At 69.0% G+C, this 23,905-nt stretch carries 29 protein-coding genes and 1 tRNA gene; 21 read left to right on the top strand and 9 right to left on the bottom strand.

Annotation, left to right across the window (positions count from 1 at the left end; all coding sequences use genetic code 11):
* Positions 1–18 precede the first annotated feature (18 nt).
* From BLS40_RS08640 to BLS40_RS08650, 4 genes are all read left to right on the top strand, one after another.
* The gene (locus BLS40_RS08640) at positions 19–1,404 is read left to right on the top strand and encodes a hypothetical protein (RefSeq protein ID WP_092151309.1); all 1,386 of its coding nucleotides are present in this window, start codon (positions 19–21) and stop codon (positions 1,402–1,404) included.
* Positions 1,405–1,491: 87 nt separating this feature from the next.
* A complete protein-coding gene (locus BLS40_RS08645; RefSeq protein ID WP_231908433.1) occupies positions 1,492–2,055 on the top strand; it encodes a bile acid:sodium symporter family protein in 564 nt (187 codons plus the stop codon).
* Positions 2,055–2,249 carry a hypothetical protein gene (locus BLS40_RS11250; protein ID WP_231908434.1) on the top strand — a complete coding sequence of 65 codons (195 nt, stop codon included), beginning with the start codon at positions 2,055–2,057 and terminating at the stop codon, positions 2,247–2,249. Before BLS40_RS08645 ends, BLS40_RS11250 begins: the two co-directional genes overlap by 1 nt.
* Before the next feature lie 160 nt (positions 2,250–2,409).
* The gene (locus tag BLS40_RS08650; RefSeq protein WP_092151311.1) at positions 2,410–2,841 is read left to right on the top strand and encodes a hypothetical protein; all 432 of its coding nucleotides are present in this window, start codon (positions 2,410–2,412) and stop codon (positions 2,839–2,841) included.
* A gap of 49 nt (positions 2,842–2,890) precedes the next feature.
* Here BLS40_RS08650 and BLS40_RS08655 read toward each other — a convergent pair.
* Positions 2,891–2,967, bottom strand: a tRNA-Pro gene (locus tag BLS40_RS08655).
* Between the two features lie 92 nt (positions 2,968–3,059).
* Positions 3,060–3,965, bottom strand: coding sequence for a metallophosphoesterase (locus tag BLS40_RS08660; RefSeq protein WP_092151313.1), 906 nt, complete (start codon positions 3,963–3,965; stop codon positions 3,060–3,062).
* A gap of 37 nt (positions 3,966–4,002) precedes the next feature.
* Here BLS40_RS08660 and BLS40_RS08665 point away from each other — a divergent pair, with 37 nt between their 5' ends.
* On the top strand, positions 4,003–4,452 hold the full coding sequence (locus BLS40_RS08665; RefSeq protein ID WP_092151315.1) for a GatB/YqeY domain-containing protein: 450 nt from the start codon (positions 4,003–4,005) through the stop codon (positions 4,450–4,452).
* 18 nt (positions 4,453–4,470) lie between these two features.
* Here the strand turns inward: BLS40_RS08665 and BLS40_RS08670 are convergent, their stop codons facing one another.
* Positions 4,471–6,864 carry a transglycosylase domain-containing protein gene (locus BLS40_RS08670; RefSeq protein ID WP_092151317.1) on the bottom strand — a complete coding sequence of 798 codons (2,394 nt, stop codon included), beginning with the start codon at positions 6,862–6,864 and terminating at the stop codon, positions 4,471–4,473.
* A 158-nt stretch (positions 6,865–7,022) separates the two neighbouring features.
* Between BLS40_RS08670 and BLS40_RS08675 the strand changes: the two genes are divergently transcribed.
* The 4 genes from BLS40_RS08675 to BLS40_RS08690 are packed head-to-tail and all read left to right on the top strand — an operon-like array spanning position 7,023 to position 8,859.
* Positions 7,023–7,349, top strand: a complete 327-nt coding sequence (locus tag BLS40_RS08675; RefSeq protein WP_172808019.1) for a WhiB family transcriptional regulator — start codon at positions 7,023–7,025, stop codon at positions 7,347–7,349.
* Between the two features lie 38 nt (positions 7,350–7,387).
* Complete coding sequence (locus BLS40_RS08680) at positions 7,388–7,540, top strand: DUF4177 domain-containing protein (RefSeq protein ID WP_092151319.1); 153 nt, start codon at positions 7,388–7,390, stop codon at positions 7,538–7,540.
* A 3-nt stretch (positions 7,541–7,543) separates the two neighbouring features.
* A complete protein-coding gene (locus BLS40_RS08685; RefSeq protein ID WP_092151321.1) occupies positions 7,544–8,008 on the top strand; it encodes a RidA family protein in 465 nt (154 codons plus the stop codon).
* A 29-nt stretch (positions 8,009–8,037) separates the two neighbouring features.
* Positions 8,038–8,859 (top strand): MBL fold metallo-hydrolase, encoded by an 822-nt coding sequence (locus BLS40_RS08690; protein ID WP_092151323.1) that lies wholly within the window; start codon positions 8,038–8,040, stop codon positions 8,857–8,859.
* 8 nt (positions 8,860–8,867) lie between these two features.
* On the opposite strand, the gene glxR is transcribed toward BLS40_RS08690, so the two are convergent.
* Positions 8,868–9,551, bottom strand: coding sequence for a CRP-like cAMP-activated global transcriptional regulator GlxR (gene glxR, locus BLS40_RS08695; RefSeq protein WP_092151325.1), 684 nt, complete (start codon positions 9,549–9,551; stop codon positions 8,868–8,870).
* 218 nt (positions 9,552–9,769) lie between these two features.
* Between glxR and nth the strand changes: the two genes are divergently transcribed.
* The 4 genes from nth to BLS40_RS08715 all read left to right on the top strand — a co-directional run bounded on the left by nth (position 9,770) and on the right by BLS40_RS08715 (position 13,144).
* The gene (gene nth, locus BLS40_RS08700; protein WP_092151327.1) at positions 9,770–10,573 is read left to right on the top strand and encodes an endonuclease III; all 804 of its coding nucleotides are present in this window, start codon (positions 9,770–9,772) and stop codon (positions 10,571–10,573) included.
* 6 nt (positions 10,574–10,579) lie between these two features.
* Positions 10,580–11,158: a TlpA family protein disulfide reductase gene (locus BLS40_RS08705; protein ID WP_092151329.1), complete on the top strand. Its 579-nt coding sequence runs from the start codon at positions 10,580–10,582 to the stop codon at positions 11,156–11,158.
* On the top strand, positions 11,159–11,854 hold the full coding sequence (locus BLS40_RS08710) for an NUDIX hydrolase (RefSeq protein ID WP_092151331.1): 696 nt from the start codon (positions 11,159–11,161) through the stop codon (positions 11,852–11,854).
* An 87-nt stretch (positions 11,855–11,941) separates the two neighbouring features.
* Positions 11,942–13,144 (top strand): MarP family serine protease, encoded by a 1,203-nt coding sequence (locus tag BLS40_RS08715; RefSeq protein WP_092151333.1) that lies wholly within the window; start codon positions 11,942–11,944, stop codon positions 13,142–13,144.
* Here BLS40_RS08715 and BLS40_RS08720 read toward each other — a convergent pair.
* The 3 genes from BLS40_RS08720 to BLS40_RS08730 all read right to left on the bottom strand — a co-directional run bounded on the left by BLS40_RS08720 (position 13,141) and on the right by BLS40_RS08730 (position 15,657).
* A complete protein-coding gene (locus BLS40_RS08720) occupies positions 13,141–14,103 on the bottom strand; it encodes an alpha/beta fold hydrolase (protein ID WP_231908435.1) in 963 nt (320 codons plus the stop codon). The genes BLS40_RS08715 and BLS40_RS08720 overlap by 4 nt on opposite strands.
* 19 nt (positions 14,104–14,122) lie before the next feature.
* On the bottom strand, positions 14,123–14,728 hold the full coding sequence (locus BLS40_RS08725; protein ID WP_092151335.1) for a phage holin family protein: 606 nt from the start codon (positions 14,726–14,728) through the stop codon (positions 14,123–14,125).
* Between the two features lie 89 nt (positions 14,729–14,817).
* On the bottom strand, positions 14,818–15,657 hold the full coding sequence (locus tag BLS40_RS08730) for an HAD family hydrolase (RefSeq protein ID WP_172808020.1): 840 nt from the start codon (positions 15,655–15,657) through the stop codon (positions 14,818–14,820).
* 386 nt (positions 15,658–16,043) lie between these two features.
* Between BLS40_RS08730 and ssd the strand changes: the two genes are divergently transcribed.
* The 7 genes from ssd to BLS40_RS08765 are packed head-to-tail and all read left to right on the top strand — an operon-like array spanning position 16,044 to position 20,454.
* Positions 16,044–17,078 (top strand): septum site-determining protein Ssd, encoded by a 1,035-nt coding sequence (ssd, locus tag BLS40_RS08735; RefSeq protein ID WP_092151338.1) that lies wholly within the window; start codon positions 16,044–16,046, stop codon positions 17,076–17,078.
* A complete protein-coding gene (locus BLS40_RS08740) occupies positions 17,075–18,214 on the top strand; it encodes a TadA family conjugal transfer-associated ATPase (protein WP_092151340.1) in 1,140 nt (379 codons plus the stop codon). The genes ssd and BLS40_RS08740 overlap by 4 nt, the downstream gene beginning before the upstream one ends.
* Positions 18,211–18,987 carry a type II secretion system F family protein gene (locus BLS40_RS08745; protein ID WP_092151342.1) on the top strand — a complete coding sequence of 259 codons (777 nt, stop codon included), beginning with the start codon at positions 18,211–18,213 and terminating at the stop codon, positions 18,985–18,987. Before BLS40_RS08740 ends, BLS40_RS08745 begins: the two co-directional genes overlap by 4 nt.
* On the top strand, positions 18,954–19,577 hold the full coding sequence (locus BLS40_RS08750) for a type II secretion system F family protein (RefSeq protein ID WP_231908436.1): 624 nt from the start codon (positions 18,954–18,956) through the stop codon (positions 19,575–19,577). Before BLS40_RS08745 ends, BLS40_RS08750 begins: the two co-directional genes overlap by 34 nt.
* Before the next feature lie 11 nt (positions 19,578–19,588).
* Positions 19,589–19,801, top strand: a complete 213-nt coding sequence (locus tag BLS40_RS08755; protein WP_092151346.1) for a DUF4244 domain-containing protein — start codon at positions 19,589–19,591, stop codon at positions 19,799–19,801.
* A gap of 12 nt (positions 19,802–19,813) precedes the next feature.
* A complete protein-coding gene (locus BLS40_RS08760) occupies positions 19,814–20,107 on the top strand; it encodes a hypothetical protein (RefSeq protein ID WP_092151347.1) in 294 nt (97 codons plus the stop codon).
* The gene (locus BLS40_RS08765) at positions 20,104–20,454 is read left to right on the top strand and encodes an Rv3654c family TadE-like protein (protein WP_231908437.1); all 351 of its coding nucleotides are present in this window, start codon (positions 20,104–20,106) and stop codon (positions 20,452–20,454) included. The genes BLS40_RS08760 and BLS40_RS08765 overlap by 4 nt, the downstream gene beginning before the upstream one ends.
* On the opposite strand, the gene BLS40_RS08770 is transcribed toward BLS40_RS08765, so the two are convergent.
* Positions 20,451–22,796, bottom strand: a complete 2,346-nt coding sequence (locus tag BLS40_RS08770) for a DEAD/DEAH box helicase (protein ID WP_092151350.1) — start codon at positions 22,794–22,796, stop codon at positions 20,451–20,453. The genes BLS40_RS08765 and BLS40_RS08770 overlap by 4 nt on opposite strands.
* Before the next feature lie 184 nt (positions 22,797–22,980).
* Here BLS40_RS08770 and BLS40_RS08775 point away from each other — a divergent pair, with 184 nt between their 5' ends.
* A complete protein-coding gene (locus BLS40_RS08775) occupies positions 22,981–23,184 on the top strand; it encodes a cold-shock protein (RefSeq protein ID WP_092151352.1) in 204 nt (67 codons plus the stop codon).
* A gap of 67 nt (positions 23,185–23,251) precedes the next feature.
* Here BLS40_RS08775 and BLS40_RS08780 read toward each other — a convergent pair whose 3' ends face one another.
* Entirely contained in the window at positions 23,252–23,878 is a 627-nt protein-coding gene (locus tag BLS40_RS08780; protein WP_092151353.1) for a DedA family protein, read from the bottom strand.
* Positions 23,879–23,905: the final 27 nt, after the last annotated feature.

Here is a 23,905-nt window from a genome sequence, read left to right on the forward strand (position 1 = left end):
GGCGTTATATTGCCTTGCATGAAATGGCGTCTTCTCGTAGCCCTAGTCATTGCGATTGCTGGGGCCTTTTTGCCGATGTCCCCGGTGAGCACGTGGTCGTCGGGCGATGAGGCGACGGGCGCGCCGCGGGTGACCCCCGGGCCCGATGGGCTTGTCGACGCCCGTCGCGCCGCCGGCGAGGCCGCCGCGAACGCCAGCATGCTCACCAGCGGCACCGGCCAGCTCAAGGACGGCGTGGTCACGCTCGACGAGGGCTCGACTGCGCTTGTCGACGGCATCGCTGCCGCGAACACGGGTGCGGCCCAGCTCTCCAACGGGATGGTGGAGCTGCAGGCGGGGACGGGCCAGCTCGCCGCGGGCGCTACCCGCGTGGCCGATGGCGTCGGCGGCGTGGTGGACCAGGTTGTCGGTTTCGAGGCGGTCCGCGGCCAAGTGCTGTCCACGATCGATTCCGCCCTGGAGCGGATGAAGGATGCTCGGGACCCGGAGGTCATCCAGGCGCGCGAAGCCCTGCAGGGGCTGCGGGAGCAGGCGCGGACCGCGCAGTTGCCGGCGGACGCGGTGTCGCGGCTCACCGAGCTGAAAAACGGCTCGCGCGAGGTGGCCAACCAGCTCTCAGTGCCCGGCTACGCCTACCATGACGGCGTCTACTCGGCGACCAATGGCGCCGCGCAATTGGCGAGCGGTCTCAACGAACTCAACAACGGCGCCGCCCCAGCGCAGGACGGCATCAAGCAGCTTCGCGACGGCTCCGAGAAGCTCGACGAGATGGCCGTGAAGACGGCGGACTCCATCGACACGGTACGCCGCGCGATTCCGGCCCCGGAGCCCGTTGCGGCGTCGTCAGGCCAGGCGGAGCAGGGCGCGCCGGCGTCGGCGCTCGCTCCGCTGGCGGCGATGCTGATCGCCGCGCTGGTCACCATCGGCGGCCTCGCGCTCGCCGTCGCTGTCGCCTTCCTGCCTGGACGGAAGTGGTGGGCCGTCGCCGCCGGCACCGGGTTCCTCACGCTGATTGGGCTCGTGCTGGTGATGGTGCTGGGCGTGTCCCTCTCCCCGCTCGCCGTTGCTACCGCGGCGCTCGCGCTCGCACTGTCCACTCTCGCTGCGGCTGGTGTCAGCTGGATGCTGATGGCGGTCTTCGGCACGAAGGCCGGTTTGGGAGCCGCCGCCGTGATTACCGTGGCCGAGATCGGACTTGTCGGGTGGGTGTGGAAGTCCGCCGCGGCTGGGGCCGTGTCCTCCGTCGCCGCTGCCGTGTCGAGCGCGCTGCCGATGCACTGGCTTACGGCCGCGCTGTCGGCGGCGGGCAACGGTGGGTCCACCACCGCGCTGTGGGTCGGAATCGGCCTGAGCGCGGCCATCGCGGTGCTCGGCCTGATCGGCGTGAACCGAACCCGAGCGTAAATTCCCGCCCGCGTCGCCTCTCCGCGTGATATACGTTACAGAGCAGTTCTGTACATCTAGGGAGTTGGCGCTGTTGGCCAGAGCCCATTGATCGAAATCGGCTTGCCGATCGCCCTGTTCGTCATCATGATCGGCATTGGCCTGAGCCTGACCAGCGCCGATTTTGCTTTCCACGCGCGGCGCCCGAGGGCGTCGGTAGTCGGGCTCATCGGACAGCTCACGTTGCCTCCGTTGATGGCCCTCGGCATCGCGTGGGCGTTTGGACTAGCCCCGCTCATGGCGCTTGGGGTAGTGCTTGTGGCTGCTGCCCCCGGGGGAGCGACGTCGAACCTCGCGACCTACCTGGCGCGCGGCTCGGTCGCGCTGCTCATCGGCGTGATCCTCACCCCGGTGGCCATCGGCATGGTGCTGCGCGCGAAGCAGCCGCAGCTGGCAGAGAAGATCGAGCGTTTCGTCGGCATGGTCGGCGTGATTGTGCTGGTGCTGCTCATCGCTGGAGCCCCAGTCGCTGGCCTGCTCAACGTCTGCCTCATCCTCATCGGTGGGCTCGTCGGCTGGCTCGGCAGGCTGGACGTGAAAGACCAGCTTGCGATCACATTTATTACAGCATCCGCAACACCACGCTCGCCATGGTGCTGGCGTTTACGGTGATGCAGAAGCCTGAGGTTGGCGTGGTCTCCGCGGTGTACTCGATCGTCATGTACGTGAACATGTTCCTCGTCATCGCGGCGGGCAGGCGGATGGTGGCCCGAAACGCCGCGACGCAGGGCGTGCACGGCGATACAGTGGGCGGCGAGAGGAGCCGCGCATATGGATCAACGAAAACCGACGTCGTAGTGGGATAACCACCCGCGCTTTCAGGAGCACCCCGAACCCAGCCCGGAGGAGTCGCAACGGAAGCTGACTTCCTACGAAAGCATCGTCGTCGTCCGCGCGGGCCGTGGGTTCAGCCCGACCTACAGCCTTGACGACGACACCGGCCAGCGCATCGGGGAAGTCACCCGCGTGAGCGAGGGGTTTTTCAAAAAACTCTTCACCCCGGCGAAATTCGCGATTACCGGCGACGGCGGCGTCTCGCTGACCCTGACCCGCAGCGGGAGTAGGTACAGCATCACAACCCCTGGCGGCGAAGAGATCGCCACCGCGAAGGCGGGGAACGCGATCTTCCGCCACAAAATGGGCTCAACGATCAACGGCGCACCCTGCGGAATCGAGTTTTCCACGTCGCAGCTGACCGCCCGGCTCACTCTCGGCGCTCAACCCGCCGCCACCCTGCGCCGGCAGTGGGACGGGGTGTTAAAGGAATTCGGGTGCCCGCACAGGTGCACCCTGGGCTTCGAGCCCCACACCGACGAGCGGCTGCGCGGCGCAATCATCGGCATCGCCGTGGCGATCGACATGATGATCCTCGCCGAGCGGCAGGCCAGTTCGTCGTAGAAAGAATCCGCACCGATAACACGAAAGTGTTTGTCAGTGCGGATGCGGTTGGTCGGGATAACAGGATTTGAACCTGCGACCTCTTCGTCCCGAACGAAGCGCGCTACCAAGCTGCGCCATATCCCGGCGTACGTGATGTACCCCGGATACATTACTCCAGCGCCGGGGGCGCTCCAAAACGCCTGCTCAGGCCCCGATTGCCACGATCGGGGCGCGAGTCAGCCCTCGCGCTCGGTGACGCGGATGAGCGCCGCCGACGGCCGGCAGAAGATGCGCACGGGGGCGTACTTGGACGTGCCCAGCCCGTTGGACACCTCCATCCACATGCCGCCATAGCGGTGCATGCCGGAGGCGCGCTCACGGTCGATGTCGGCGTTGGTCACCAGCGCGCGCTCCCCGGGCAGGCAAATTTGCCCGCCGTGGGTGTGCCCGGCGAGCGCGAGGTCGTACCCGTCCGCCTCGAACGCGGAGAGCACCCGGCGGTACGGCGCGTGGAGCAGGCCGATGGATAGATCCGCGTCCGCGTTCGGGGTGCCGGCGATCTCCTCGTAGCGGTCCAGGTCGTGGTGGGGGTCGTCCACGCCCGCTAGGGCGAGACGGACGCCGGCCTCTTTGAACTCCAACCGCTGGTGCGTCGCGTCGCGCCAGCCGCGCTCGACGAACGCGGCCCGCATCCCCTCCCAGGGCAGATCCACGTAGGAGGGCTCCCGCTTGGAGCCGGAGAGATACTTCAGCGGGTTCACGGGCCGGGGCGCCCAGTAGTCGTTGGTGCCGAAGACGAACGCGCCGGGCCGATCCAGCAGCGGGCCGAGCGCCTCGAGCACGTAGGGTACGCCCCGCACGTCGGAGAGGTTGTCGCCCGTGTTGATCACCAGGTCCGGGTTCAGCGCGTCGAGCGCGCTCACCCACGCGATCTTGTCGCGCTGACCCGGGATCATGTGCAGGTCGGAGACGTGCAGGATGGAAAACGCGTCCGCGCCGCGCAGGGTACCGGGCGCGAGCAGCGGCAGCCGGTACGTCTTCAACCGGAACTTGTGTAATTCGGCGGCGCCCCAGGTGAGCGTCGACAAGCCAGCGGCGACAGCCGCACCCGCCGCAAGGTAAACAGTGTGTCGAGTCTTCATCCCTCCCAACGTTACAGGTCGCGTAACCTGGGGACCCATGAGTGAGCTGAAAGACAAAATCCGCGCCGATCTGAAAGAGGCCATGAAGGCCAAGGAGAAGCAGCGCACGGGCACCATCCGCATGCTGCTGGCAGCGATCCAGGCGGCGGAGACGGAGGGGTCCAAGCACGAGGTCACGGACGAGGAGATTCAAAAGATCATCGCCCGCGAGATCAAGAAGCGCCGCGGTTCCGCCGAGATCTACCGCGACAACGAGCGCGCCGATCTCGCCGACAACGAGCTCGCGGAGGCCGAGGTGCTCGAGGGCTACCAACCGCGCCAGCTCGACGACGCCGAGCTCGCCGAGCTTGTCGACGCCGCCGTGGCCGAGACCGGCGCGGAGTCCATGGCCCAGATGGGCGCCGTGATGAAGGCGGCGACGGCAAAGGCCGCCGGACGCGCCGACGGCAAGCGCCTCTCCGCCGCAGTGAAGGCCCGGCTGAGCTAGCTTCGGGCCAGCGAGCGGCTAGCCGAAAATCTCGTTGAGGCGGCTGCGGGCGTCATCAATCTGGCGCTGCAGCTCCTCGAGCTCGGGCGGGGGACCTGCCTCCGGCGCCCGCGGCGCCTCGGGCGTGTTCCTCGTCTGAGTCTGCCGCGGCGCGGCGCCGTCGGACACGCTCAGCTTGACCAGCGAACCGGGGGCGAGGTTCGGGTCCGTCGGCTCGGCGGCGACCACGGTGCCCCGCGGCGCGCCGTCGCCGAAGACGGTCTGCAGCACCACGCGCAGGCCCTGGTCCTCCAGGTGCTTGCGCGCCGCGTCCGTGTCCAGCCCGACCACGGAGTCCAGCGCCGCCTGGCGGGTTCCGCGCTCGTAGAGGGCGCTGGACGCAGGTAGCCCCGCGTCGCGCGCACCCGGAACCGCGTTGGCCATACGGAACCACGCGTCCGCGGCCTCGTTGCCGCCGAACAGGGTGCCCTCCGCGCACTGCCGCACCGGGCTCGTGCACAACGGGGTGGTCTGGGTGCCGTCGTTGAAGATGTAGGGGGCGCCCGACAGGGCGTTGTTGAACCCGAAGAACGCCGAGGACTGGTGCGACTCCGTCGTCCCTGTCTTGGCGGCCACCGGGGTGGTCCAGCCGGCCGCGGAGGCGGCGCGCTTCGCCGTGCCGCTCTTGACGTCCTCCGACATGCCCTGCGCGAGTGTCCCGGCGACCTCCTTGTCCACCACCTGTTCGCACGCCGGGCGCTCGATGAACACCTCCTGGCCGTGCTTGTCGGTCACGCGCGCGATCGGGTTGGGCTCGCACCAGCGCCCGTTCGAGGCCAAGGTGGCCCCGACATTGGAGAGCTCGAGGGCGTTGACAGCCACGGGGCCGAGCACGAAGGAGCCCATGTTGCCGTCCACCACGGCCTGCTGGATGGAGCGCTGCCCGTCGTAGGTGCCGTCGGCGGTGTAAGAGCGCAGGCCGAGGCGCACCGCCATGTCCACTGTGGGCTTGACCCCGACCTTCTGCACCAGCTCGATGAAGGTGGTGTTGGGGGACTGCGCCAAAGCGTCGCGAAGCGAGAGCTTGTCGGCGTACCGCCCGGCGTTTTCCACGCAGTAGGCGTTCGGCGGGCAGTTCTTCGCGCCGCCCGCGCCCATGCCGTAGACCACGGAGCGCTCCGAGGTGTCCAGCATGGTTTCCAGCCCCATGCCCTGCTCGAGGGCCGCCCCGGCCGCGAAGATCTTGAACACCGACCCCGCTCCGTTGCCCACCAGCGAGGAGGGCTGCGGCATGATCGTCTGGTTCTGGGCGAGATCGAGGCCGTAGTAGCGTGACGACGCCATCGCGGCGATGTCCCGGGAATCCTCCCCCGGGCGCACCACATTGAGCACGCCCGCGACGCCGTCGGCGTTCGGGGACACGCTCGTGCGGATGGCGTTGACGGCCGCCGCCTGCACGTCCGGGTCGAGCGTGGTGGTGATGGTGTACGCGCCCGTTTCCAACTCGCCCTGCGACAGGCCCTTCGAGGCGAGGTAGCTCAAGGCGTAGTCGCACATGAAGCCGGCGTCCCCGGCGGCCACGCAGCCGTCGGGAAGCAGGTTCGGCTGGGGGAGGGTATCCAGCGGCTCGGCAGACAGCGCGTCCGCCTCCTCCTGCGTGATGGACCCGTAGCCCGCCATGTTCTGCAGCACGGTGTTGCGCCGCTGCGTCGCCCCCTCGGGGTTGGTGTAGGGGTTCAAATACTCCACGGACTGCAGCAGTCCGACGAGCAGCGCGGCCTGCTTGGGGCCCAGCTCGCTCGCGGGGACGTCGAAGTAGGTGCGCGCGGCTGCCTCGATGCCGTAGGAGTGGTTGCCAAAGGACACAAGATTCAGGTACCGGGTGAGGATCGTGTCCTTGTCTAAGGTCTTGTCCAGATCGGAGGCCATGCGCATCTCGCGCAGCTTGCGCGGGATGGACTGCTCGGTGGCGGCGGCGGCCTCCTCGTGCGAGTCGGCGTCGACAAGCCAGAGGTAGTTCTTCACATACTGCTGGTCGATGGTGGACGCGCCCTGCTCCACCCCGCCGGCGAGGAGATTGGTCACCATAGCGCGGGCGAAACCCTGCATGTCCACGCCCTCGTGCTCGTAGAAGCGGCGGTCCTCCGTGGACACCAGCGCATCCTTCGCGTACTGAGAGATGGCCTCACTGGGCACCTCGTAGCGGCGCTGGTTAAACACCCAGGCAATGGGCGTGCCCTCGACGTCAGTCACGGTGGTCACGCCGGGGACGTGGCCGTCGTTGAGGTCGGAGAGGTTCGTCTGCATTGTCTGTGCCGTGCGCGCGACCGCCACCCCGCCCAGCCCGGCGACGGGGGCGAGGCACACGGCGACGGCGAGGCCCGCGGTAATGATTGCCAGGAGAAGTTTCCAGAGCGAAGTGAGTGCTGACACCCCCTTACCCTAAACCACGCCACCAGCGCGGGGGAATAGTCAAGCCCCCCTATATGTGTGACCCATTCGACAATGCCGTGGCGCTGTGAATACACTTACAGACACTATTTTGTTCGGTTATGAAAACCACATCGCCTTAAAGCCTCAAAGGAGACGCTATGACGACAACGCTGGGGCCCCGGAAGTCGGGTTCCGTGGGCCAGATGGTGATCGATCGCGGCGAGTGGGTCACCCTGGCGACGTGCCGCACGGGCGACCCGGACGCACTGTTCGTGCGCGGTGCGGAGCAGCGCAAGGCGGCGGCGATCTGCCGCGGCTGCCCGGTGGTGATGGAGTGCCGTGCCGACGCGCTGGACAACCGCATCGAGTTCGGGGTGTGGGGCGGGCTGACCGAGCGCCAGCGCCGCGCCGTCCTGCGGCAGAACCCCCACGTGACCGACTGGGCGGCGCACCTCGCCTCCGGCGCCGAGGTCGCCGGGCTGTAATCGGTGCTGTAATTCGCACGGCTGGGTAGGATTGCCGCATGACTAAATGGGAATACGCCACCGTGCCTCTTCTGACCCACGCCACCAAGCAGATCCTGGACACCTGGGGGGAAGACGGCTGGGAGCTCGTCACCATCACCCCCGGGCCCACCCCGGAGAACCTGGTCGCGTACATGAAGCGCGAGGCGTAGGCCGTGGCGGAGACGTTCAGTGAGAAGCTTTCCGCCTTGGGCCTCGAACTCCCCGAGGTTGTAGCCCCGCTGGCCGCCTACGTCCCCGCCACCCGCGTGGGAAACCAGGTGTGGACCTCCGGCCAGCTCCCGCTCGTGGGCGGCGCGCTGCCCGCGCACGGCAAGGTGGGGGCGGAGGTGAGCCAGGACGAGGCTTACGACCTCGCCCGGCGCGCGTGCCTCAACGCGCTTGCCGCGGTGGACGCGGTGGCGGGCCTGGACAACGTCGCCCGGGTGCTCAAGGTGGTCGGGTTCGTGGCCTCCGCCCCTGACTTCACTGGCCAGCCCGCCGTGGTCAACGGCGCGAGCGAGCTCATCGGCGAGATTTTCGGTCAGGCCGGCGCGCACGCCCGCTCCGCCGTCGGCGTGGCGGTCCTGCCGCTGGACTCCCCCGTCGAGGTGGAGCTGGTCGTCGAGTTGCGGGACTAAAGCTGCGCAACAGCTGTAGGCTGGCATTTATGGAGCATCCCGCTTACAGCCAACTGCGTCCGGTCACTCCCTCCGCGTCCGTCGTGCTCTGCCCGAACCCTAGCTACGCGGCGCTTGAGGGGACGAACTCCTGGGTCATCCGCGCCCCGGAGGACGAGTTCAGCATTGTTATTGACCCCGGCCCGGAAGATGAAGGGCACCTCAACGTCTTAAGTGCCAAGGGGGAGAAGGTCGCGCTCATCCTGCTCACGCACCGCCACCACGATCACGCGGACGGCGCCGAGCGCTTCCGCCAGCTCACCGGCGCCCCGGTCCGCGCGTTGGACCCCAAGTACTGCGCCGGCGCCGAGCCGCTTGTCGACGGCGAAGTGATCTCCCTCGACGGCGTCTCACCGCACATCAAGGTTGTGGCAACCCCGGGGCACACCAGCGACTCCGTGAGCTTCTTTATTTATACGGGCCCGATTGGTGAGGACGGCAGCGGGGACCTCGAAGGCATCGTCACCGGCGACACCATCGCCGGGCGCCACACGACCATGATCTCAGAGACCGACGGCGACCTGGGAGATTATCTTGACACGCTGACCATGCTCGAGGAGCAGGGTGAGGGCGTGCCCCTCTTGCCGGGCCACGGGCCGGACGGCGAGAATGTGGCGTGGTTCGCGCGCAAGTACATTGACCGCCGCACGCACCGCCTCGAGCAGATCCGCCAGGCGCTCGCCGAGCACGGGCAGGACGCGGATATCAGCACGATCGTGGACGCGATCTACGACGATGTCGACCCGGTGCTGCGCGGCGCGGCGGAGCAATCCACCCGCGTCGCCCTGCGCTACATCCGCAACGAAGGCTAGAACGAGGGTTAGCGGGCGCGCCGGGCGAGGTTCTCGGTGTTGACGATGAGCACGCTCTTGCCCTCGAGGCGGATCCAGCCGCGGTGGGCGAACGTGGCCAGCGCCTTGTTCACGGTCTCGCGCGAGGCGCCGACAAGTTGGGCGATCTCCTCCTGGGTGAGGTCGTGGTTGACGCGCAGCGCGCCGCCCTCCTGCGTGCCAAACCGGTTGGCCAGCTGCAGCAGCGTCTTGGCCACGCGGCCGGGGACGTCGGTGAAGATGAGGTCCGCGAGCGAGGCGTTGGTGCGGCGCAGGCGGCGGGCCAGCACGCGCAGGAGCTGTTGGGAAATCTCCGGGTAGTCGCTGATCCACTTCTTCAGGGAGTCCGAGTTCATAGTGGCCGCGGTGACCTCGGTGACGCAGACCGCCGAGGAGGTGCGCGGTCCGGGATCGAAGATGGACAGCTCGCCGAACATGTCGGAAGGCCCCATGACGGAGAGCAGGTTCTCACGCCCGTCCGGGGCGTGGCGGGCCAGCTTCACCTTGCCCTCGATGATGATGTAGAGGCGGTCGCCGGGCTCGCCTTCGTCGAATATGGTCGTGCCGCGAGGGAAGTGGACATCCTCCATCTCGCTGATCAGCGCGGTCACCGCGTCGGCCTCCACGCCCTGGAAAATCCCGGCGCGGGCGAGGATGTCGTGCTCCCCAGTCATCATTCCTCCTACGATGCACGGCTGATTTACAGCAGCCACAGTACCATTGCCTTGGGACATACGTCACAAAAGGCGAAAAGTGTGGTCAATCAGCGAGCAGGCCGGCTTCAAGCCGCTCCATGCCCACCGCGAACGCGCCTAGGATCACGGGTGCCAACGCTGCATACAGAACCGTCATGGTGCCGATGCTACCTTTCGCCGCCATTATAGTGAGATGCATGACTGACCTTACGGCCCCCGCCGCCTCGCTCACGCCGCAGCGCCGCCGTTCGGGAACCCACCCCGCCGCCCGCGGCCAGGAGACCGCGATCGGGCGGAAGAAACGCGCGCGGCGGATCAACCGCACGCTGGCGGCGGTGTTTCCCGACGCCCGCGCCGAGCTCGATTACACCACCCCGCTGGAGCTGCTGGTGGCCACTGTGCTCAGCGCCCAGACCACGGACGTGCGGGTCAACCAGGTCACCCCTGAGCTGTTCGCCCGCTTTCCGACGCCCGAGGCCTACGCCTCTGCCTCCCAGACCGATATCGAGGAGATTATCCGCCCCACCGGCTTCTACCGGGCGAAAGCTGCCAACCTCATCGGCCTCGGCCAGAAACTGGTGACGGATTTCGGCGGGGAGGTTCCCACCGCGCTGGATGATCTGGTGACGCTGCCCGGGGTGGGCCGCAAAACGGCGCACGTGGTGCGCGGCAACGCTTTCGACATGCCCGGGCTCACGGTGGACACGCACTTCCAGCGCCTCGTGCACCGGCTCGCGCTCACCGAGGAGACGGACCCGGTGGCCATCGAGCACGCCATCGCGGCGCTGGTGGAGAAGAAGGAGTGGACGATGTTTTCCCACCGCATCATCTTCCTCGGCCGCCGCGTGTGCCACGCGCGCACGCCCGCGTGCGGCGCCTGCCCGCTGCGGTTCGACTGCCCCAGCTTCGGGGCGGGCCCGACCGGCCCGGCGGAAGCGGCGGCGCGCGTGACCGGCCCGGAGCGCTCACACATCCTCGCATTCGCAGGAGTAGGGGAGTAGGCCACGGTGAACAGGTCCGTCCTGACAGGAGTCATCGCCGCCTTGGCGGCCACGGTCATCGTGCTCGCCGGGGCGTTCGTTCTGCTGCGGCCTTCGGGGGGAACTGCGTCGGATTCTTCTGGGGGTGCGTCGGGTGAGGCGTCGATAAGCAGCGGGCAGGCTGACATCGGCGCGCGCCCCGACTGCCCGGGGCCGGCCGTCGGCGGGGTGGAGCTCGAGTGCCTCGGCGGCGGGTACGCCCCGCCCAGCGGCGAAGTCACGGTAGTCAACGTGTGGGCGTGGTGGTGCGAGCCGTGCCGCGACGAGCTGCCAGTTCTGGCGGAGTACGCGGCCGCCCGCCCGGACGTCACCGTGGTGGGCGTGCACGCGGACGCGTCCGCGGCCAAGGGCGCGGCCCTGCTGACGGAGCTGGGCGTGGATTTGCCCAGCTACCAGGACAGCACCAACGCGTTCGCCGGCACGCTGGGGCTGCCCGGGGTCATCCCGATCACGCTCGTGTTCCGCGGGGGCGAGCGCGTGGGCGTGTTCCCCGAGGTGTTCCACTCCGCCGCGGAGCTCGACGCGGCCGTGAGCGGGGTGCTGTAGATGGCTGACGTGCCCCTTCGCCCCGAGCTCGCGCCCGACTGGATGACGGGAATGGTCGCTGGCATGGCGCAGGCGCGCAGCTCCGAGCGGATGCGCCGGACCCTGGACAGCCGCGCCCCGCGCGCAGGCGCCCCCGATGACTCCGCGGTGCTCATGCTGCTCACCGGCGAGAGTCCGGACACCGCGGAGATCCTGCTCACCCACCGCACGCCCGCCATGCGTAGCCACTCCGGCCAGATGGCCTTCCCCGGCGGGCGTATCGACACCACCGATACAGGGCCCGTCGACGCCGCCCTGCGCGAGGCGTGGGAGGAGACCGGCCTTCAGCGTGAGCTGGTGATTCCCCTGGCCACGCTAAACGCCGTGTCCACCGCCGGGAACCAGCGCGCCGTGCGCCCCGTCCTGGGGTACTCGGCCGACCCCGGGCATCCCCACCCGGCCAGCCCCGCGGAAACCGACGACGTCTTCTTCGCCCCGGTCTCCGAGCTGCTCGAGCCGGGCAACCGCCTCACCGTGGGGGTCATGGGTTTCAAGGGCCCGGCGTTCACGATCAACGGCTACCTCGTGTGGGGGTTTACGGGCCTGCTTCTCGACGTCATCTTCGACGCCGCCGGATGGACCCAGCCGTACGACACCACGGTTGTGCCGCTGCGCCGGGCGCTTTCGGGCTCGCGCAACGACGAGCGCTATTTCTGACCGCGTCCGGGGTACTATGAGCATTCGCTTGTCCGCACGTGGTCGCAAGGTAGAAGGTAGTAGAAGGTAGTAGGGAGTATCGCCGGTTTGGACGCAGCCTTCATTGTCGACGCAATTTTGGTTCTTGCCATCATTGCCTCTTTCATCAGTGGCTGGCGCCGGGGTGCGTTGACGTCCATTCTGTCCACGGTGGGTATCGTCGCCGGGCTCATCGTCGGTCTCGCTGTCGCCCCGGCGCTGGTGAACGCCGCCGAAGCGCTCGCGTTCAAGCTGGCGATCCTGCTGGTCGTGGTGCTGATTTTCGCGGCGATGGGAAGCTCCGTGGGGGTCATCGTCGGCTCCAGGCTGCGCGACCGCGCGCGCTGGCGCTCCACGCAGGTGGTGGATTCCGTCGTGGGCTCGGTGTTCCAGGCTGTCGCGGTTGCGCTCGTGGTGTGGTTTATCTCGATCCCCCTGGCGTCGGCCGTCCCCGGCAAGGTCGGTGACGGGATCCGCCAGTCCGCGGTGCTGGGGGCGTTCAACGCCGCGGCACCTGCCGGGGCGGAACAGCTGCCGGCGCGGCTCGCCGCTTTGTTGAACGAATCAGGGCTTCCGCCACTGGTCTCACCTTTCGCGCCCACGGTCGGGCAGCAGGTCGACGCGCCCGACCCCGACGTGGTGGATGTCGCCATGGTGGAGCAGGCGCGCCCCAGCGTGGTCCACGTGATGGGCGACGCCGAATCCTGCAGCCGCAAGCTCATGGGGTCCGGGTTCGTCGCCGCCGACGACTACGTGATCACCAACGCCCACGTGGTGGCGGGCACAGGGGCGGTAGACCTTGACACTGTGCTCGGCGTCAAAAGCGCCGAGGTGGTCTACTACAACCCGGACGTGGACATCGCCGTTCTGCGCGCCCCCGGCCTGGGGCTGGACCCGCTGCCGTTCGCGGACGCCGGTTTGGGAGCGGGCGACGACGCCGTGGTGATGGGGTATCCGCGCTCCGGCCCGTTCGAGGCGGCCCCGGCGCGGATTCGCAGCCGCATCAACATCGCCGGGCCCGACATCTACGCCACCGGGCGCGTCGAGCGCGAGGCCTACACGCTGCGCGGCAACATCCGCCAGGGCAACTCGGGCGGCCCGCTACTCACGCCCACCGGGGACGTCGCCGGCGTGATCTTCGGGGCGTCCGTGGACTCCAGCGACACCGGCTACGCACTGACCACGGACCAGGTGCTCTCTGTGGTGGGCCCGATCGCCGACCTGCGCGGGCTCACGGCACCGGTGGACACCGGCGCGTGCGTCGCCGGTTAGGAGCCGGCCCCGGTGCCCCCGGTGCCCCCGGTGAGCGCCGCGAACTGCGCGACTGCCGCGGTAAACTCCGCCGGGTTCTCGATGTGGGGAAGGTTTTTGGCACCCGGCACGCTGAGCTGACGGACCGTGCCCGTCACGCGCGCCTTCTGCCGCGCCACGACCGGCTTCCACAAACTCTGCCCCGGGTGGATGAGCAGTGTGGGAGCCGCGACGGGGGCGTCGTTCGCGGCGGAACCGGAAAGGGAGACTAGGGGCGGCGTGATCAGCCGCGAGTTGTGGACGCTGTGCACGAAGGCGTTGTCGATGTCGGCGGCTGTGCGGCGCACGTTCAGCACCTCGTCGAAGCGTGCGGTGCCGTGAAACTGGCTGGTGGTGTTGATCACGAGGTTGTCCCGGTACACGCGGCGCCGGGTGCGCGGGAAGCGCCTCAGCAGGCGCGACGGCAGACGAGCGACGGTGATGCGGCCGAGCAGGGGCATGAAGTCCCAGGGCCGCGCTGCCATAGCCGCGCGCAGGTCCGCCGGATGCGCCGCGGAAACAGAGACCAGGCCGGAGACGAGTTCGGGGTGCAGGGCCGCGGTGACCCAGGCGACGCCTCCGCCCGTGTCCGCCCCGACAACGATCGCGGACTTATGCCCCAGGGTGGAAATCGCCCCCTTGACGTCGCCTACGGCGATGAGCATCTCGTTGCCCGGCCTCGGCGGCGGCTTGTCCGACATCCCGTAACCGCGCATGTCGAGCGCGGCGACGTGAAAGCCCCGCTCAGCGAGCGGGGCGATGACGTCGCGATAGTCGAACCACCCGCCGAACGTACCGTGTAGGAGCAGGACAAGGGGGTGTGCGGGTTCCCCCGCGGTGACGGCGTGCAGGCGGGTGCCGCGGGTATGGAGCAGCTCGTGCTCGAAGTCGCCCTCGAGCTCCACGACTGTGGGCGGGAGTCTGCGGCTGAGCGCGGGCACTGCGTCTGCGTCTCCCGTATTAGTCCTTGGTCACGGCGGTGGAGCCGCCGCGGGTCGGCACCGTGCGGGTGACGGAGCGCTCGTCGGTGACAACCGGGATGCGGCCGGTCGGCGCGGGGCCGCCGGTGTACAGGGCGCTGTCATCCTCGGCGAGGTTCTTCTGCGCCTGGCCCGGGACGAGGTTCTTCAGCTCGCCCACGGACTCCATGGTGCGCTCGGGGGCCTTGACGTTCTTGAACTTGCGGAAGCCGACGAAGGCCAGGATTCCGGCCACCGCGAGCATGACCAGGAAGATGATGAGGAAGGCGGCCCACCACGGCATCCACAGGTGGAGCAGCGCGGCGAGGAAGAAAAAGAAGAAGAAGGTGGAGTACAGCGCGATCACGCCGGCGGCGGCGAACAGCCCCCCTCCGACGGCCCCCTTCTTCACCTCGCCCATGACCTCGGTCTTAGCCAGCTCGATTTCGCTGCGGACGAGGCGGGACACCTGCTCGGAGGCGTTCGAGACCAGCGCGCCGATGGAGTCCTGGCCCGGCTGGGTGACGTCGGTGTCGCGCAGCGGAATGGAGTCGACCTTGGCGGAGATGGCGGTCGAACCGTTTGTGTAGAGACCCTTGTTGCTCACGATGTTTTACCTTCCTCGGTGGCTCGTGCCAGCTAGTTCAACATAAAACCACACTTGCTTTTCTAATGAACGTACCCAATCCTAGAGGATTATGCGCTGCGGTTGTCTTTGGCGATGCGCTGCGCAACCCAGATTCCGGCCGCGGCGAGCGCGGTGACGCCCGCCACAACTCCCGCTCCGATCCCCACTTCACGGGCGTTGGGCATCTGGATGAGCGGCTCCGGGTTCTTAAAGGTGCGCACCTCCCAACCGTGCTCCTGGGCGTGCTTGCGCAGCGCCCGGTCGGGGTTGACCGCAACCGGGTGGCCGACCATTCCCAGCATGGGAATGTCCGTCGCCGAGTCGGAGTAGGCGTAGCTGCCAGCTAAGTCGTAGCCGTGGGACTCGGCGAATTCGGTCACGGCGTCCGCCTTGGCATCGCCTTTGAGGAACCGGGTGACGTTGCCGGTCAGCTTGCCGTCAACAACCTCGAGCTCGGTGGCCACGATCATGTCCACGCCCAGCTCGCGCGCGATGGGCTCGACGAGGATGTCCGCGGAGGCTGAGATGATGATGACGTCGCGGCCGTGGCGTTTGTGGAACCCGATGAGCTCTCTGGCCTCGGCGTATATGGCGGGCGTGACCACCGTGCGCATCGTTTCCGTCGTGACGCGGTCGATATCGTCGACCGCCCAGCCCGTGACAAGCTGCGCCATATAATCGCGGGTGGAGTCCATGCGCTCGCTGCTGAGCCCCATGAGCATGTAGGACGCCTTCGTCATGTAGATTTCCACGGCCTCTTGGCGGGTGATCATCCCGTTGTTGAGGAATTCTTTTCCAAACGCGAAGGCGGAGGAGGTGGCGATGATGGTTTTGTCCAAGTCGAAGAAGGCGGCGGTGCGCCGCGCGGCGGCGCCCGTGGGCTCCCCGGTGCTGTCGTCGACGTCCATGCCCGACATTGTAGACGGGCCGCTTGACCCGCGGGCGCACCATTTTCGAAAAAAAGTACGAGAAAAGTTGTTGATGTGCTTGCAACGTTTTCATGGTATGTGTCATAATCGTTCCCGCACGGCCCCGATATACAGTGTGGCCTGCCCCGGTCCACCCCCCCCGAGACCGGGTTACCGACGGCCCGCGCACACCCCCCCCGAGGCGCGGGCCGTCCCTTATGCCTTCCTCCGCCGCCGGCATGTTGTCCCCGGCATGTTGTCCCCGTCTTGTTATCCACAGCATGTTGTCCACAGCGCGATGGTGAAACGTCACCTAGCTGGCGTTTTATCCACAGGTTTTCTGCGGGGCCCTTGTTCCGCCCCGCGCGCTGCGCGAGAGTCGAAGCATGTCACGCACCTCGCCCATCCTCGTCGCCGTCGACGACCCGACAGTGCACTCTGAAGCCGTCCACCTCGTCGCCGTCGCCGGGCACCCGGTCGTGGATGCCAGCGCTGACCCCGCCGCCTTCCAGCGCAGCTATGAGTCGTGTTTCGCGGTGCTCCTTGATTCCTCCGTCGTGCCCCCGCCGCACCGACGCCCCGGCGTGTTCCTCGTCGGCGGCGAGCCGGACGAGCTGGATAAGCAGTTCGCGGCCCGCCCATGGAGCGATGACGCCTTCGTTCTCCCCGCCCAGGCGGCGGATCTGTTGCGCGCCATCGGGGCGCTGCGCCACGGCGGGCTCGAGCACCGCGCGCGGGGCACGGTCGTCGCGGTGGTGGGTGCGGCCGGAGGGGCGGGCGCGTCGGTCCTGGGGGCGTCGATAAGCCGTTCGTGCGGCGCCGAGCTCGCCCCCTCGCTTGTCGACGCCCACCGGTACTCCGGCGGCCTCGACCTCCTGCTGGGCGTCGAGAACGCGGTCGGGGCGCGCTGGGGCGAGATCACCGTTGGCGAGGGCGAGGTCGCGCGGGATGACATCCGGCGGGCCCTGCCCGCGACCGCCGACGGGATTGCCGTGCTGACTTGCTCGCGCACGACGATCAGTGACCCTTTCGTGTTCGACGCGCCCGCCGTCGAGCGCACCGTCGCCGCGCTGGGCACGGCCGGGCTGACGGTCGTCGATTGCCCGGTGCAGCTCGTGCCGCAGCGCTGCGACCTCGCGGTCGTGGTCACGCCGGGGGAGGTGCGCGCGGCGGCCGCCGCCACCCGGATCGGCGCGGAGCTGAGCGCGCGCGGGGTGCAGTGCGTGGCCGTGGCCAGGCGCCGGGCGTGGTCGGGCCTGTCGGGCGCCGAACTCGAGCGCGTGACCAAGCTGCGCGTGGTCGGCGACGTCCCCGACGTGCCCGGGCTGACGAAGAAGCTGGAGACGGCGGGGCTGCCGCGTCGCCTCCCGCGGGCGCTGGAACGCTGCGCTCGCGCCGTCTTGGCGGAGGTGGGACTGTGAGGCCGGCCGCGGAGGCGGGCGAGATCATCGCGCGCGTCAAGCGCCGCCTCGCTCACGAGCCCGTGACGGACCCGGCACGCCTGTCCGCCCTGATCAGGGAGGAGGCGGTCGTGCTCAGCGACGTCGAAGTGCTGGGCATCATGCGGCAGCTGCGCGACGACACCACCGGTGTGGGGCGCCTGGAGTCCCTTCTGGGCAACCCCGGTGTCACGGACATCTGCGTCAACGGGCCGTCGAGCGTGTACGCCGATTCCGGAGCGGGCCTCGAGCTCACCGACGTGCAGTTCACCTCGGACGCGGAGGTGCGCCACTTAGCCGCCCGGCTCGCCGCCAACTGCGGGCGCCGGCTTGACGACGCCCAACCTTACTGCGACGGCCACATCCTGCGGGAGGACGGCACCCTGTTGCGGTTCCACGCGATCCTGAGCCCCGTGGCGAGGGCGGGAACGTGCATCTCCCTGCGGGTGCTGCGCGCCACGACGGCCACGCTCGATGACCTGACGCGGCGCGGCGCGATGGATGCGGAGCGCGCGGAGGTGCTCCGCCGCGTGGTCACGCGGCGCCGTGCGTTCCTCGTCCTCGGCGGCACGGGCGCCGGGAAGACGACGCTGCTGACGGCGATGCTCTCCGAGGTGGATCCGGGGGAGCGCATCGTGGCCATCGAGGACACCCTCGAGCTCACGCCGCGCCACCCGCACGTGCTCAACTTGACGTCGCGCGGCGCCAACGCCGAGGGCGCCGGCGAAATCACGCTGGCGAACCTGCTCCGCCAGGCGCTGCGCATGCGCCCAGACCGGATCGTCGTCGGAGAGATCCGGGGTGCCGAGGTGGTGGACCTGCTCGCCGCGCTGAACACCGGCCACGACGGAGGGGCGGGGACGCTGCACGCGAACTCCATTCACGAAGTCCCGGCGCGGATGGAGGCGCTCGCCGCGCTCGGCGGGCTGGACCGGCCGAGCCTGCATTCCCAGCTGGCGGCAGCGGTGGACGTGGTGATTGTGGTCAAGCGGCGCCCCGACGGCTCCCGAATCCTCCACCAGCTCGGCGTGCTGGAGGGCAACCCGGTCACGGCCAGGGTGGTGTGGGACGCGGAGGCGGGGGAGTTAGACGGCTACGCGGAGGTGTTCGGCCCATGAACGCCGTCTCCTCGGCGCTCATCGCCGCGGCCCTGGCCACGCCCCCGCCGCGCCCCGCGCACAGGCTGGGCGGCGCGACCCACCGCACGCGCCTCCACCCGGCCGTCATTCCGGCCGCGGTGTTCGTGGTTTCGCTGGCCGTCATCGTGTCGGACCGCCTGGCCCTAGTCGTCTCCCTGGGGATTGCGGGGATGACCCTTGCGCGCGCCGCGGCCGCGTACCGGGACAAGCGCCAGGCGCGGCGCAACCGGGCCATCGTGGCCGGGTTCCTGGGCCACGTGGTCACCCATCTCGAGGCCGGCTCCACGCCGAGCGACTCGTGCAGGCGCGCCGAGGACCACCTCCCGGATTCGTGCCCGGCGCCGCTCGCGCGGGATCTCCGGCAGCTCGGCGTGTCGGCGGCGCACGGCGCGGCCCCGCACGACACTGCCGGCGAGCTTGGAGAGGTCGCCGACGTCGCGGCGCTGTGGGCCCTGGCCGTCAACCGCGGCCTGCCGCTGGCGGCGCTTCTCGCCCAGGCGAGGGACCGCATAGACGCGCAGCAGCGCCATCGCGCGGCGACCGAGGCGGCGCTCGCAGGCCCGAAAACGACCGCCGTAGTGCTGTCGCTGCTGCCCCTCGCGGGCGTTGCGATGGGATCCGCGATGGGCGCCAACCCGCTCGGTCTCCTGCTCGGCCCGGGCGCGGGCGGGTGGCTGCTGGTGGCGGGCACGGCGCTGGTGTGCGCAGGTTTCCTCGCATGTCAGCACATCATCGGGCAGGCGGCGGCATGAGCGGCTACGGGCTCGCGGCCCTTCTCACCGCCGCCGCGCTGTGCGCGCCGGGAGCGCCCCCGGCGTCGCGCCTGCGCGGCGGCGCGGCCGGTTTGACCACGAAGAGCCCCCGGGACGGGCCGCGCGGGCGCCGCGCGCCCGCCTTCGACCGGCACCGCGCCGCGGCCGACATCTCGCTGTTCGCCGTGTGCTACTCGGCGGGGCTTACGGCCCAGGCGTCGGCCGCCGCCGTGGCCGAATCCTATCGTCCCGGTTCGACCGATCCGCTGGCCGAGAAGTGGCGCACCACCGCGTCGCTGCTGGCCCTCGGCGTTGAGCCGGAGCGCGCGTGGGCGGACTTCCACGAGGTTCCCGGCGGCGCCGATCTCGCCAGCGTGGTCGCCCTGTCGCATGCCTCGGGCACCGCGGTTACCGCGGGGTGCCAGAGGATCGCGGACCAGCTCACGCACGCTGCCACTGACGACGCGACGGCGAAGGCCGAGCGCGCCGGGGTGCTCATCGCCATCCCCCTCACCGCGTTTTTCTTACCCGCCTTCTTTGTTCTCGGACTCATCCCGACGGCAATCAGCCTCGGGGCATCACTTACGTAAGGAGCACAACCATGCATCGAATCAACTCTCTCACCGCCGCTCTTCTCACCCGCATCCACACGAAAATGACGAACGACCGCGGAATGTCCACCATCGAATACGCTTTCGGCTCCCTGGCCGCGGCCGCGCTCGCGGGCGTGCTGTACATGGTGGTCAACGGCAACGGCGTCACATCCGCGATCGAAGGCGTGATCACCGACGCCCTCTCCAACACGCCGGGCTAAGGGGGTCGCCTGATGCTTGTCGACGACCGCGGCTCCGTCACCGTCGAAGCCGCCCTCTCCCTTGCGGTCCTGCTGACGGTGGCCGCCGCGATCGTCGCGGGTGTCGCCACCATGGCGGCCTACATCTCGGCGGTGGACATCGCCGCGGCGGCGGCGCGCTCCCACGCCATTGGGGTGGACTTCACGCCGAGCCGCGGCACCGTCACCGTCGAGCAGGCGGGCGGGATGGTCACAGTCACCGCCGTGGTGCCCGCCCCGGTGACGCCGATGACCGCGACGGCTACCTTCCCGGTGGAGTTCCGGTGATCGTGCGCATCTGGAACGCCAAGCGAAGGTGGCGGCCCCGGGATGACCGGGGGTACGCCACGGTCACCTCCGCGGGCGTTATCGCCGCCGTAATGGGGCTCTTCCTCGTGGTCGCGGCAGCCGGGGCCCGGGTGGCGGACACGCACCGCGCCCAGGCGGCGGCCGACTTGTCCGCCGTCGCGGGCGCGCAGGCCCACTACCAGGGTGCAGACGCGTGCCGCGTCGCCGCCGAGACCGCGGCCGCCAACGCCGCGGCGCTCACCGCCTGCGAGCTCTCCGGGGGCGATGTCATCGTCGCTGCCGCGGTGGGCGGGGCCGAGGCGCGCGCCCGGGCTGGACCCCTCTAACTGGCGGTCATGCTCACCAGCGCCCCAAGCAGTGCCAACGCCGCCCGCTTGTCCAGCGGCTGGTTGCCGTTTCCGCACTTCGGAGACTGCACGCACGAGGGGCACCCCGCCTCGCACCCGCAGGATTTCACGGTGTCGTAGGTCGCGGCGATCCACTCCGCAAACCGCGCGTAACCCTCGTCGGCGAACCCGGCCCCGCCGGGGTGTCCGTCGTAGACAAAGACGGTGGGCAGCAGAGTGTCGGGGTGCAGCGCGGTAGACACGCCGCCGATGTCCCACCTGTCGCAGGTGGCCAGCAGCGGCAGCAAGCCAATCGCGGCGTGCTCCGCCGCGTGCAGCGCGCCCGGCACGTCCCCGGCGCCGATGCCGATCTCGTCCAGCACCAGCGGGTCGATGGTGTAGGCCACGGCGCGGGTCGTCAGGCGCTGCTCGGGCAGGTCGAGGGGGATGTGCTCGGACACGGTGCCGTCGTCAAGCCGCACGACGTAGCCGGTGACGCGGTCGACCACCTCGACATCCACCCTGGCGACCCACAGTCCGGGCGACGGGTTGGAGCACTCCAGGGCCTCGCCCAGGATGGTGATCTCGGTAGTGGACCGCGCGTGGGTGGAGTACCCGGGCGTTCCCGGGGTGGCCAGCGCGACGTAGTCGTCCAGGTCGAGGGTGTCGATGACGTAGTACTCGCCCTGGTGGATATAGACAGCGCCGTCGTGCACTTGGCTCATCGCGCGGCCCGAATCCACCGTGCCCAAAAGGCGACCGTCCGTGGTGTCGACGATCATGACCTGCTCACCGGTTCCGCCGCGCAGGCTCACCGAGGAATGCGCGGATTCGGGCGAGATGGCGCCCGCGAGCTGTGGGACGGCGAACCAGCCCGCCGCGCGGTGCCGCAAAAAGCCGTCCGCCACAAGGCCGTCGACCACCGCGCGCGCCCCGAAGTCGTCGACGTCGCGCGGGGTGAGCGGCTTTTCCACCGCCGCGCAGTAGACGTGCCCCCGCAGGATGTAGGGGTTAGCCGGGTTGAACACGCTGTTTTCCACGGGCCTGCCCAGCAGGGCTTCAGGGTGGTTCACCAGGTAGGTGTCCATGGGCTCGTCGCGGGCGATCAACACCACCATCGCCGACTGGCCGCGGCGGCCCGCGCGGCCCGCCTGCTGGCGAAACGACGCGACGGTGCCCGGGAAGCCGGCCATGACCACGGCGTCGAGCCCCCCGACGTCGATACCCAGCTCGAGGGCGTTCGTGCTGGCCACGCCCAGCAGGTCCCCGTTGTCCAGGGCGCGCTCGAGCGCGCGGCGATCCTCGGCCAGGTATCCCGCACGGTAGGAGGCGACGCGCTGGGCGAAGTCGGCGCGCCCGGCGGCCACGAGGTTCTCGGCGGTGCGCATGGCCACGATTTCCGAGGCGCGCCGGGAGCGCACGAACGTGAGTGTCCGCGCTCCCTGATGGATGAGCTGGGCCATGACATCCGCGGCCTCGGTGGTGGCAGCGCGGCGCACCGGCGCGCCGTGTTCGCCCTCGGCGCCCTCGATGAACCCCGGCTCCCACAGGATGACCGTCTTCTCGCCGGTCGGCGCGCCGTCGTCGGTCACGGCGGTCACGGCCGTCACGTCGCGGCCGCTGAGCCGGGAGGCCTGCGCGGCGGGGTCCGCGGCCGTCGCCGAGGCGAAGATGAGCGTCGGCGAGGAGCCGTACGCCTCGCACAGCCGGAGGAGCCGTCGCAGCACGAGGGCGACGTTCGCGCCGAAGACCCCGCGGTAGGTGTGGCACTCGTCGACCACCACGTAGCGCAGCTTGCGCAGCAGGCGCCCCCACTTGGTGTGGCCGCTCAAGATCGCCGCGTGGAGCATATCCGGGTTGGTGAACACGAAACGCGACTGCTCCCGTATCCCGGCCCTAGCCTCGACGGGGGTATCGCCGTCGTAGGGGGCGGGGTGCGCCCCCGCCAACCCCGGCACCCCCCGGGTCAGCCGCGTCGTCGCCTGGAGCTGATCCGAGCCGAGGGCCTTGGTCGGGGTGAGGTACATCGCGCACGCCGTCGCGTCGGAGGCCAGGGTGGACAGGACGGGCAGCTGGTAGCACAGGGATTTCCCCGAGGACGTGCCGGTGGCCACGACCACGTCGCGGCCCTCCCAGGCCAGGTCAGCGGCGGTTCGCTGGTGGGAATAGGGGCGCGTGATGGAGGCGTCGACAAGCATGGCCCGAAGATCGGGGTTCACCCACTCGGGCCACTCGGCGAAGCGGGCGGGGGAGCCGGGGAGCTTTTCGACGTGCGTGACCGTCGCGGACGGCATGCTGCTGCGCAAGTGCGCGAGGATTTCGTCGCCGATTGAAACTGACATCGGGGGAGAAGATTACGCCACCACTCGACTGGGTGGGCGATTCATGGCACAATGACTGTCGGTCGCAGATTCTGTGCGCGCCTAGCTAGGTGCTCGCGAGTGTTTGTACGCGGGCACCAGGTCCATTCATGGCCTGGTGGTTCCTCGACCGAGTTTCAACCACGATTTTTTGAAAGGCACATCAATGGCTACCGGAACTGTCAAATGGTTCAACGCTGAAAAGGGCTTCGGCTTCATCGCTCCGGAAGACGGCTCTGCAGACGTCTTCGTCCACTACTCCGAGATCCAGGGCAACGGCTTCCGCACCCTCGAGGAGAACCAGCAGGTCGAGTTCGAGATCGGCGAGGGCGCCAAGGGCCCGCAGGCTCAGGCTGTCCGCCCGCTCTAAGCGCGCAGAATATATAACAGCCCCCTTCCTCCGGGAGGGGGCTTTTGCACGCCCCAAAGCTGGCGCCCTAGAGCTTGGACACTCCGCGGCGCACGTCGAGCCATTCGAACAGGCGCACCTGGATTCGCTGGATGGCCAGGCCGACGAGGGAGCCCAGGGTCACGCCGACGACCATTGCGAGGAGCGGCCAGTCGGCGAACAGCGAGCCGCCGAGGTAGCCCACGCCCACCCCCAGAAACGCCCAGATCACTGCCCCGATGGTGTCGTAGACGAAAAACGACAGCCACGGGTAGCGGATCGACCCCAATACGATCGTGGCCACCCACCGCGCCCAAGGGATGAACCGGGCCACGATGATGGTCACCCCGGCGCGCCGCTTCATGTTCCTTTTCACCCACGTGATGGCCGATCCCGCCTTGGAGTTGGGGTCGAGGCGGTTGACCACGCCGATGAGGCGGTTGCCGAGCAGGTAGCAAATGTTGTCGCCGATGACGGCGCCGATAATCGCCGCGACGATCACCCCCATCGGGTTGGGCACGCCGACGGAGGCGGAGAACGCGCCCGCGAGGTTGAGCACCGTTTCCGAGGGGATGATGGGGGCGAGGGCGTCCCCGATGATGAGCAGTGTCACCAACGGGTAGAAGATCGGCATCTGCATCAGCTGTTCGAGGAAGCTGATCAGGGAATCAATCACCGACGCACCTCCTTGTGAATGTCGCGC

It is taken from the genome of Corynebacterium mycetoides (assembly GCF_900103625.1).
Lineage (GTDB): Bacteria > Actinomycetota > Actinomycetes > Mycobacteriales > Mycobacteriaceae > Corynebacterium > Corynebacterium mycetoides.

What these genes read in the sequence shown, in the direction of transcription:
- BLS40_RS08640 (WP_092151309.1), top strand. Translation starts at nt 19, where the DNA reads ATGAAATGGCGTCTTCTCGTAGCCCTAGTCATTGCGATTGCTGGGGCC.
- BLS40_RS11250 (WP_231908434.1), top strand. Translation starts at nt 2,055, where the DNA reads ATGCAGAAGCCTGAGGTTGGCGTGGTCTCCGCGGTGTACTCGATCGTC.
- BLS40_RS08660 (WP_092151313.1), bottom strand. Translation starts at nt 3,965, where the DNA reads ATGAAGACTCGACACACTGTTTACCTTGCGGCGGGTGCGGCTGTCGCC.
- BLS40_RS08665 (WP_092151315.1), top strand. Translation starts at nt 4,003, where the DNA reads ATGAGTGAGCTGAAAGACAAAATCCGCGCCGATCTGAAAGAGGCCATG.
- BLS40_RS08675 (WP_172808019.1), top strand. Translation starts at nt 7,023, where the DNA reads ATGACGACAACGCTGGGGCCCCGGAAGTCGGGTTCCGTGGGCCAGATG.
- BLS40_RS08680 (WP_092151319.1), top strand. Translation starts at nt 7,388, where the DNA reads ATGACTAAATGGGAATACGCCACCGTGCCTCTTCTGACCCACGCCACC.
- BLS40_RS08690 (WP_092151323.1), top strand. Translation starts at nt 8,038, where the DNA reads ATGGAGCATCCCGCTTACAGCCAACTGCGTCCGGTCACTCCCTCCGCG.
- glxR (WP_092151325.1), bottom strand. Translation starts at nt 9,551, where the DNA reads ATGACTGGGGAGCACGACATCCTCGCCCGCGCCGGGATTTTCCAGGGC.
- nth (WP_092151327.1), top strand. Translation starts at nt 9,770, where the DNA reads ATGACTGACCTTACGGCCCCCGCCGCCTCGCTCACGCCGCAGCGCCGC.
- BLS40_RS08710 (WP_092151331.1), top strand. Translation starts at nt 11,159, where the DNA reads ATGGCTGACGTGCCCCTTCGCCCCGAGCTCGCGCCCGACTGGATGACG.
- BLS40_RS08730 (WP_172808020.1), bottom strand. Translation starts at nt 15,657, where the DNA reads ATGGACGTCGACGACAGCACCGGGGAGCCCACGGGCGCCGCCGCGCGG.
- ssd (WP_092151338.1), top strand. Translation starts at nt 16,044, where the DNA reads ATGTCACGCACCTCGCCCATCCTCGTCGCCGTCGACGACCCGACAGTG.
- BLS40_RS08745 (WP_092151342.1), top strand. Translation starts at nt 18,211, where the DNA reads ATGAACGCCGTCTCCTCGGCGCTCATCGCCGCGGCCCTGGCCACGCCC.
- BLS40_RS08750 (WP_231908436.1), top strand. Translation starts at nt 18,954, where the DNA reads ATGTCAGCACATCATCGGGCAGGCGGCGGCATGAGCGGCTACGGGCTC.
- BLS40_RS08755 (WP_092151346.1), top strand. Translation starts at nt 19,589, where the DNA reads ATGCATCGAATCAACTCTCTCACCGCCGCTCTTCTCACCCGCATCCAC.
- BLS40_RS08760 (WP_092151347.1), top strand. Translation starts at nt 19,814, where the DNA reads ATGCTTGTCGACGACCGCGGCTCCGTCACCGTCGAAGCCGCCCTCTCC.
- BLS40_RS08770 (WP_092151350.1), bottom strand. Translation starts at nt 22,796, where the DNA reads ATGTCAGTTTCAATCGGCGACGAAATCCTCGCGCACTTGCGCAGCAGC.
- BLS40_RS08775 (WP_092151352.1), top strand. Translation starts at nt 22,981, where the DNA reads ATGGCTACCGGAACTGTCAAATGGTTCAACGCTGAAAAGGGCTTCGGC.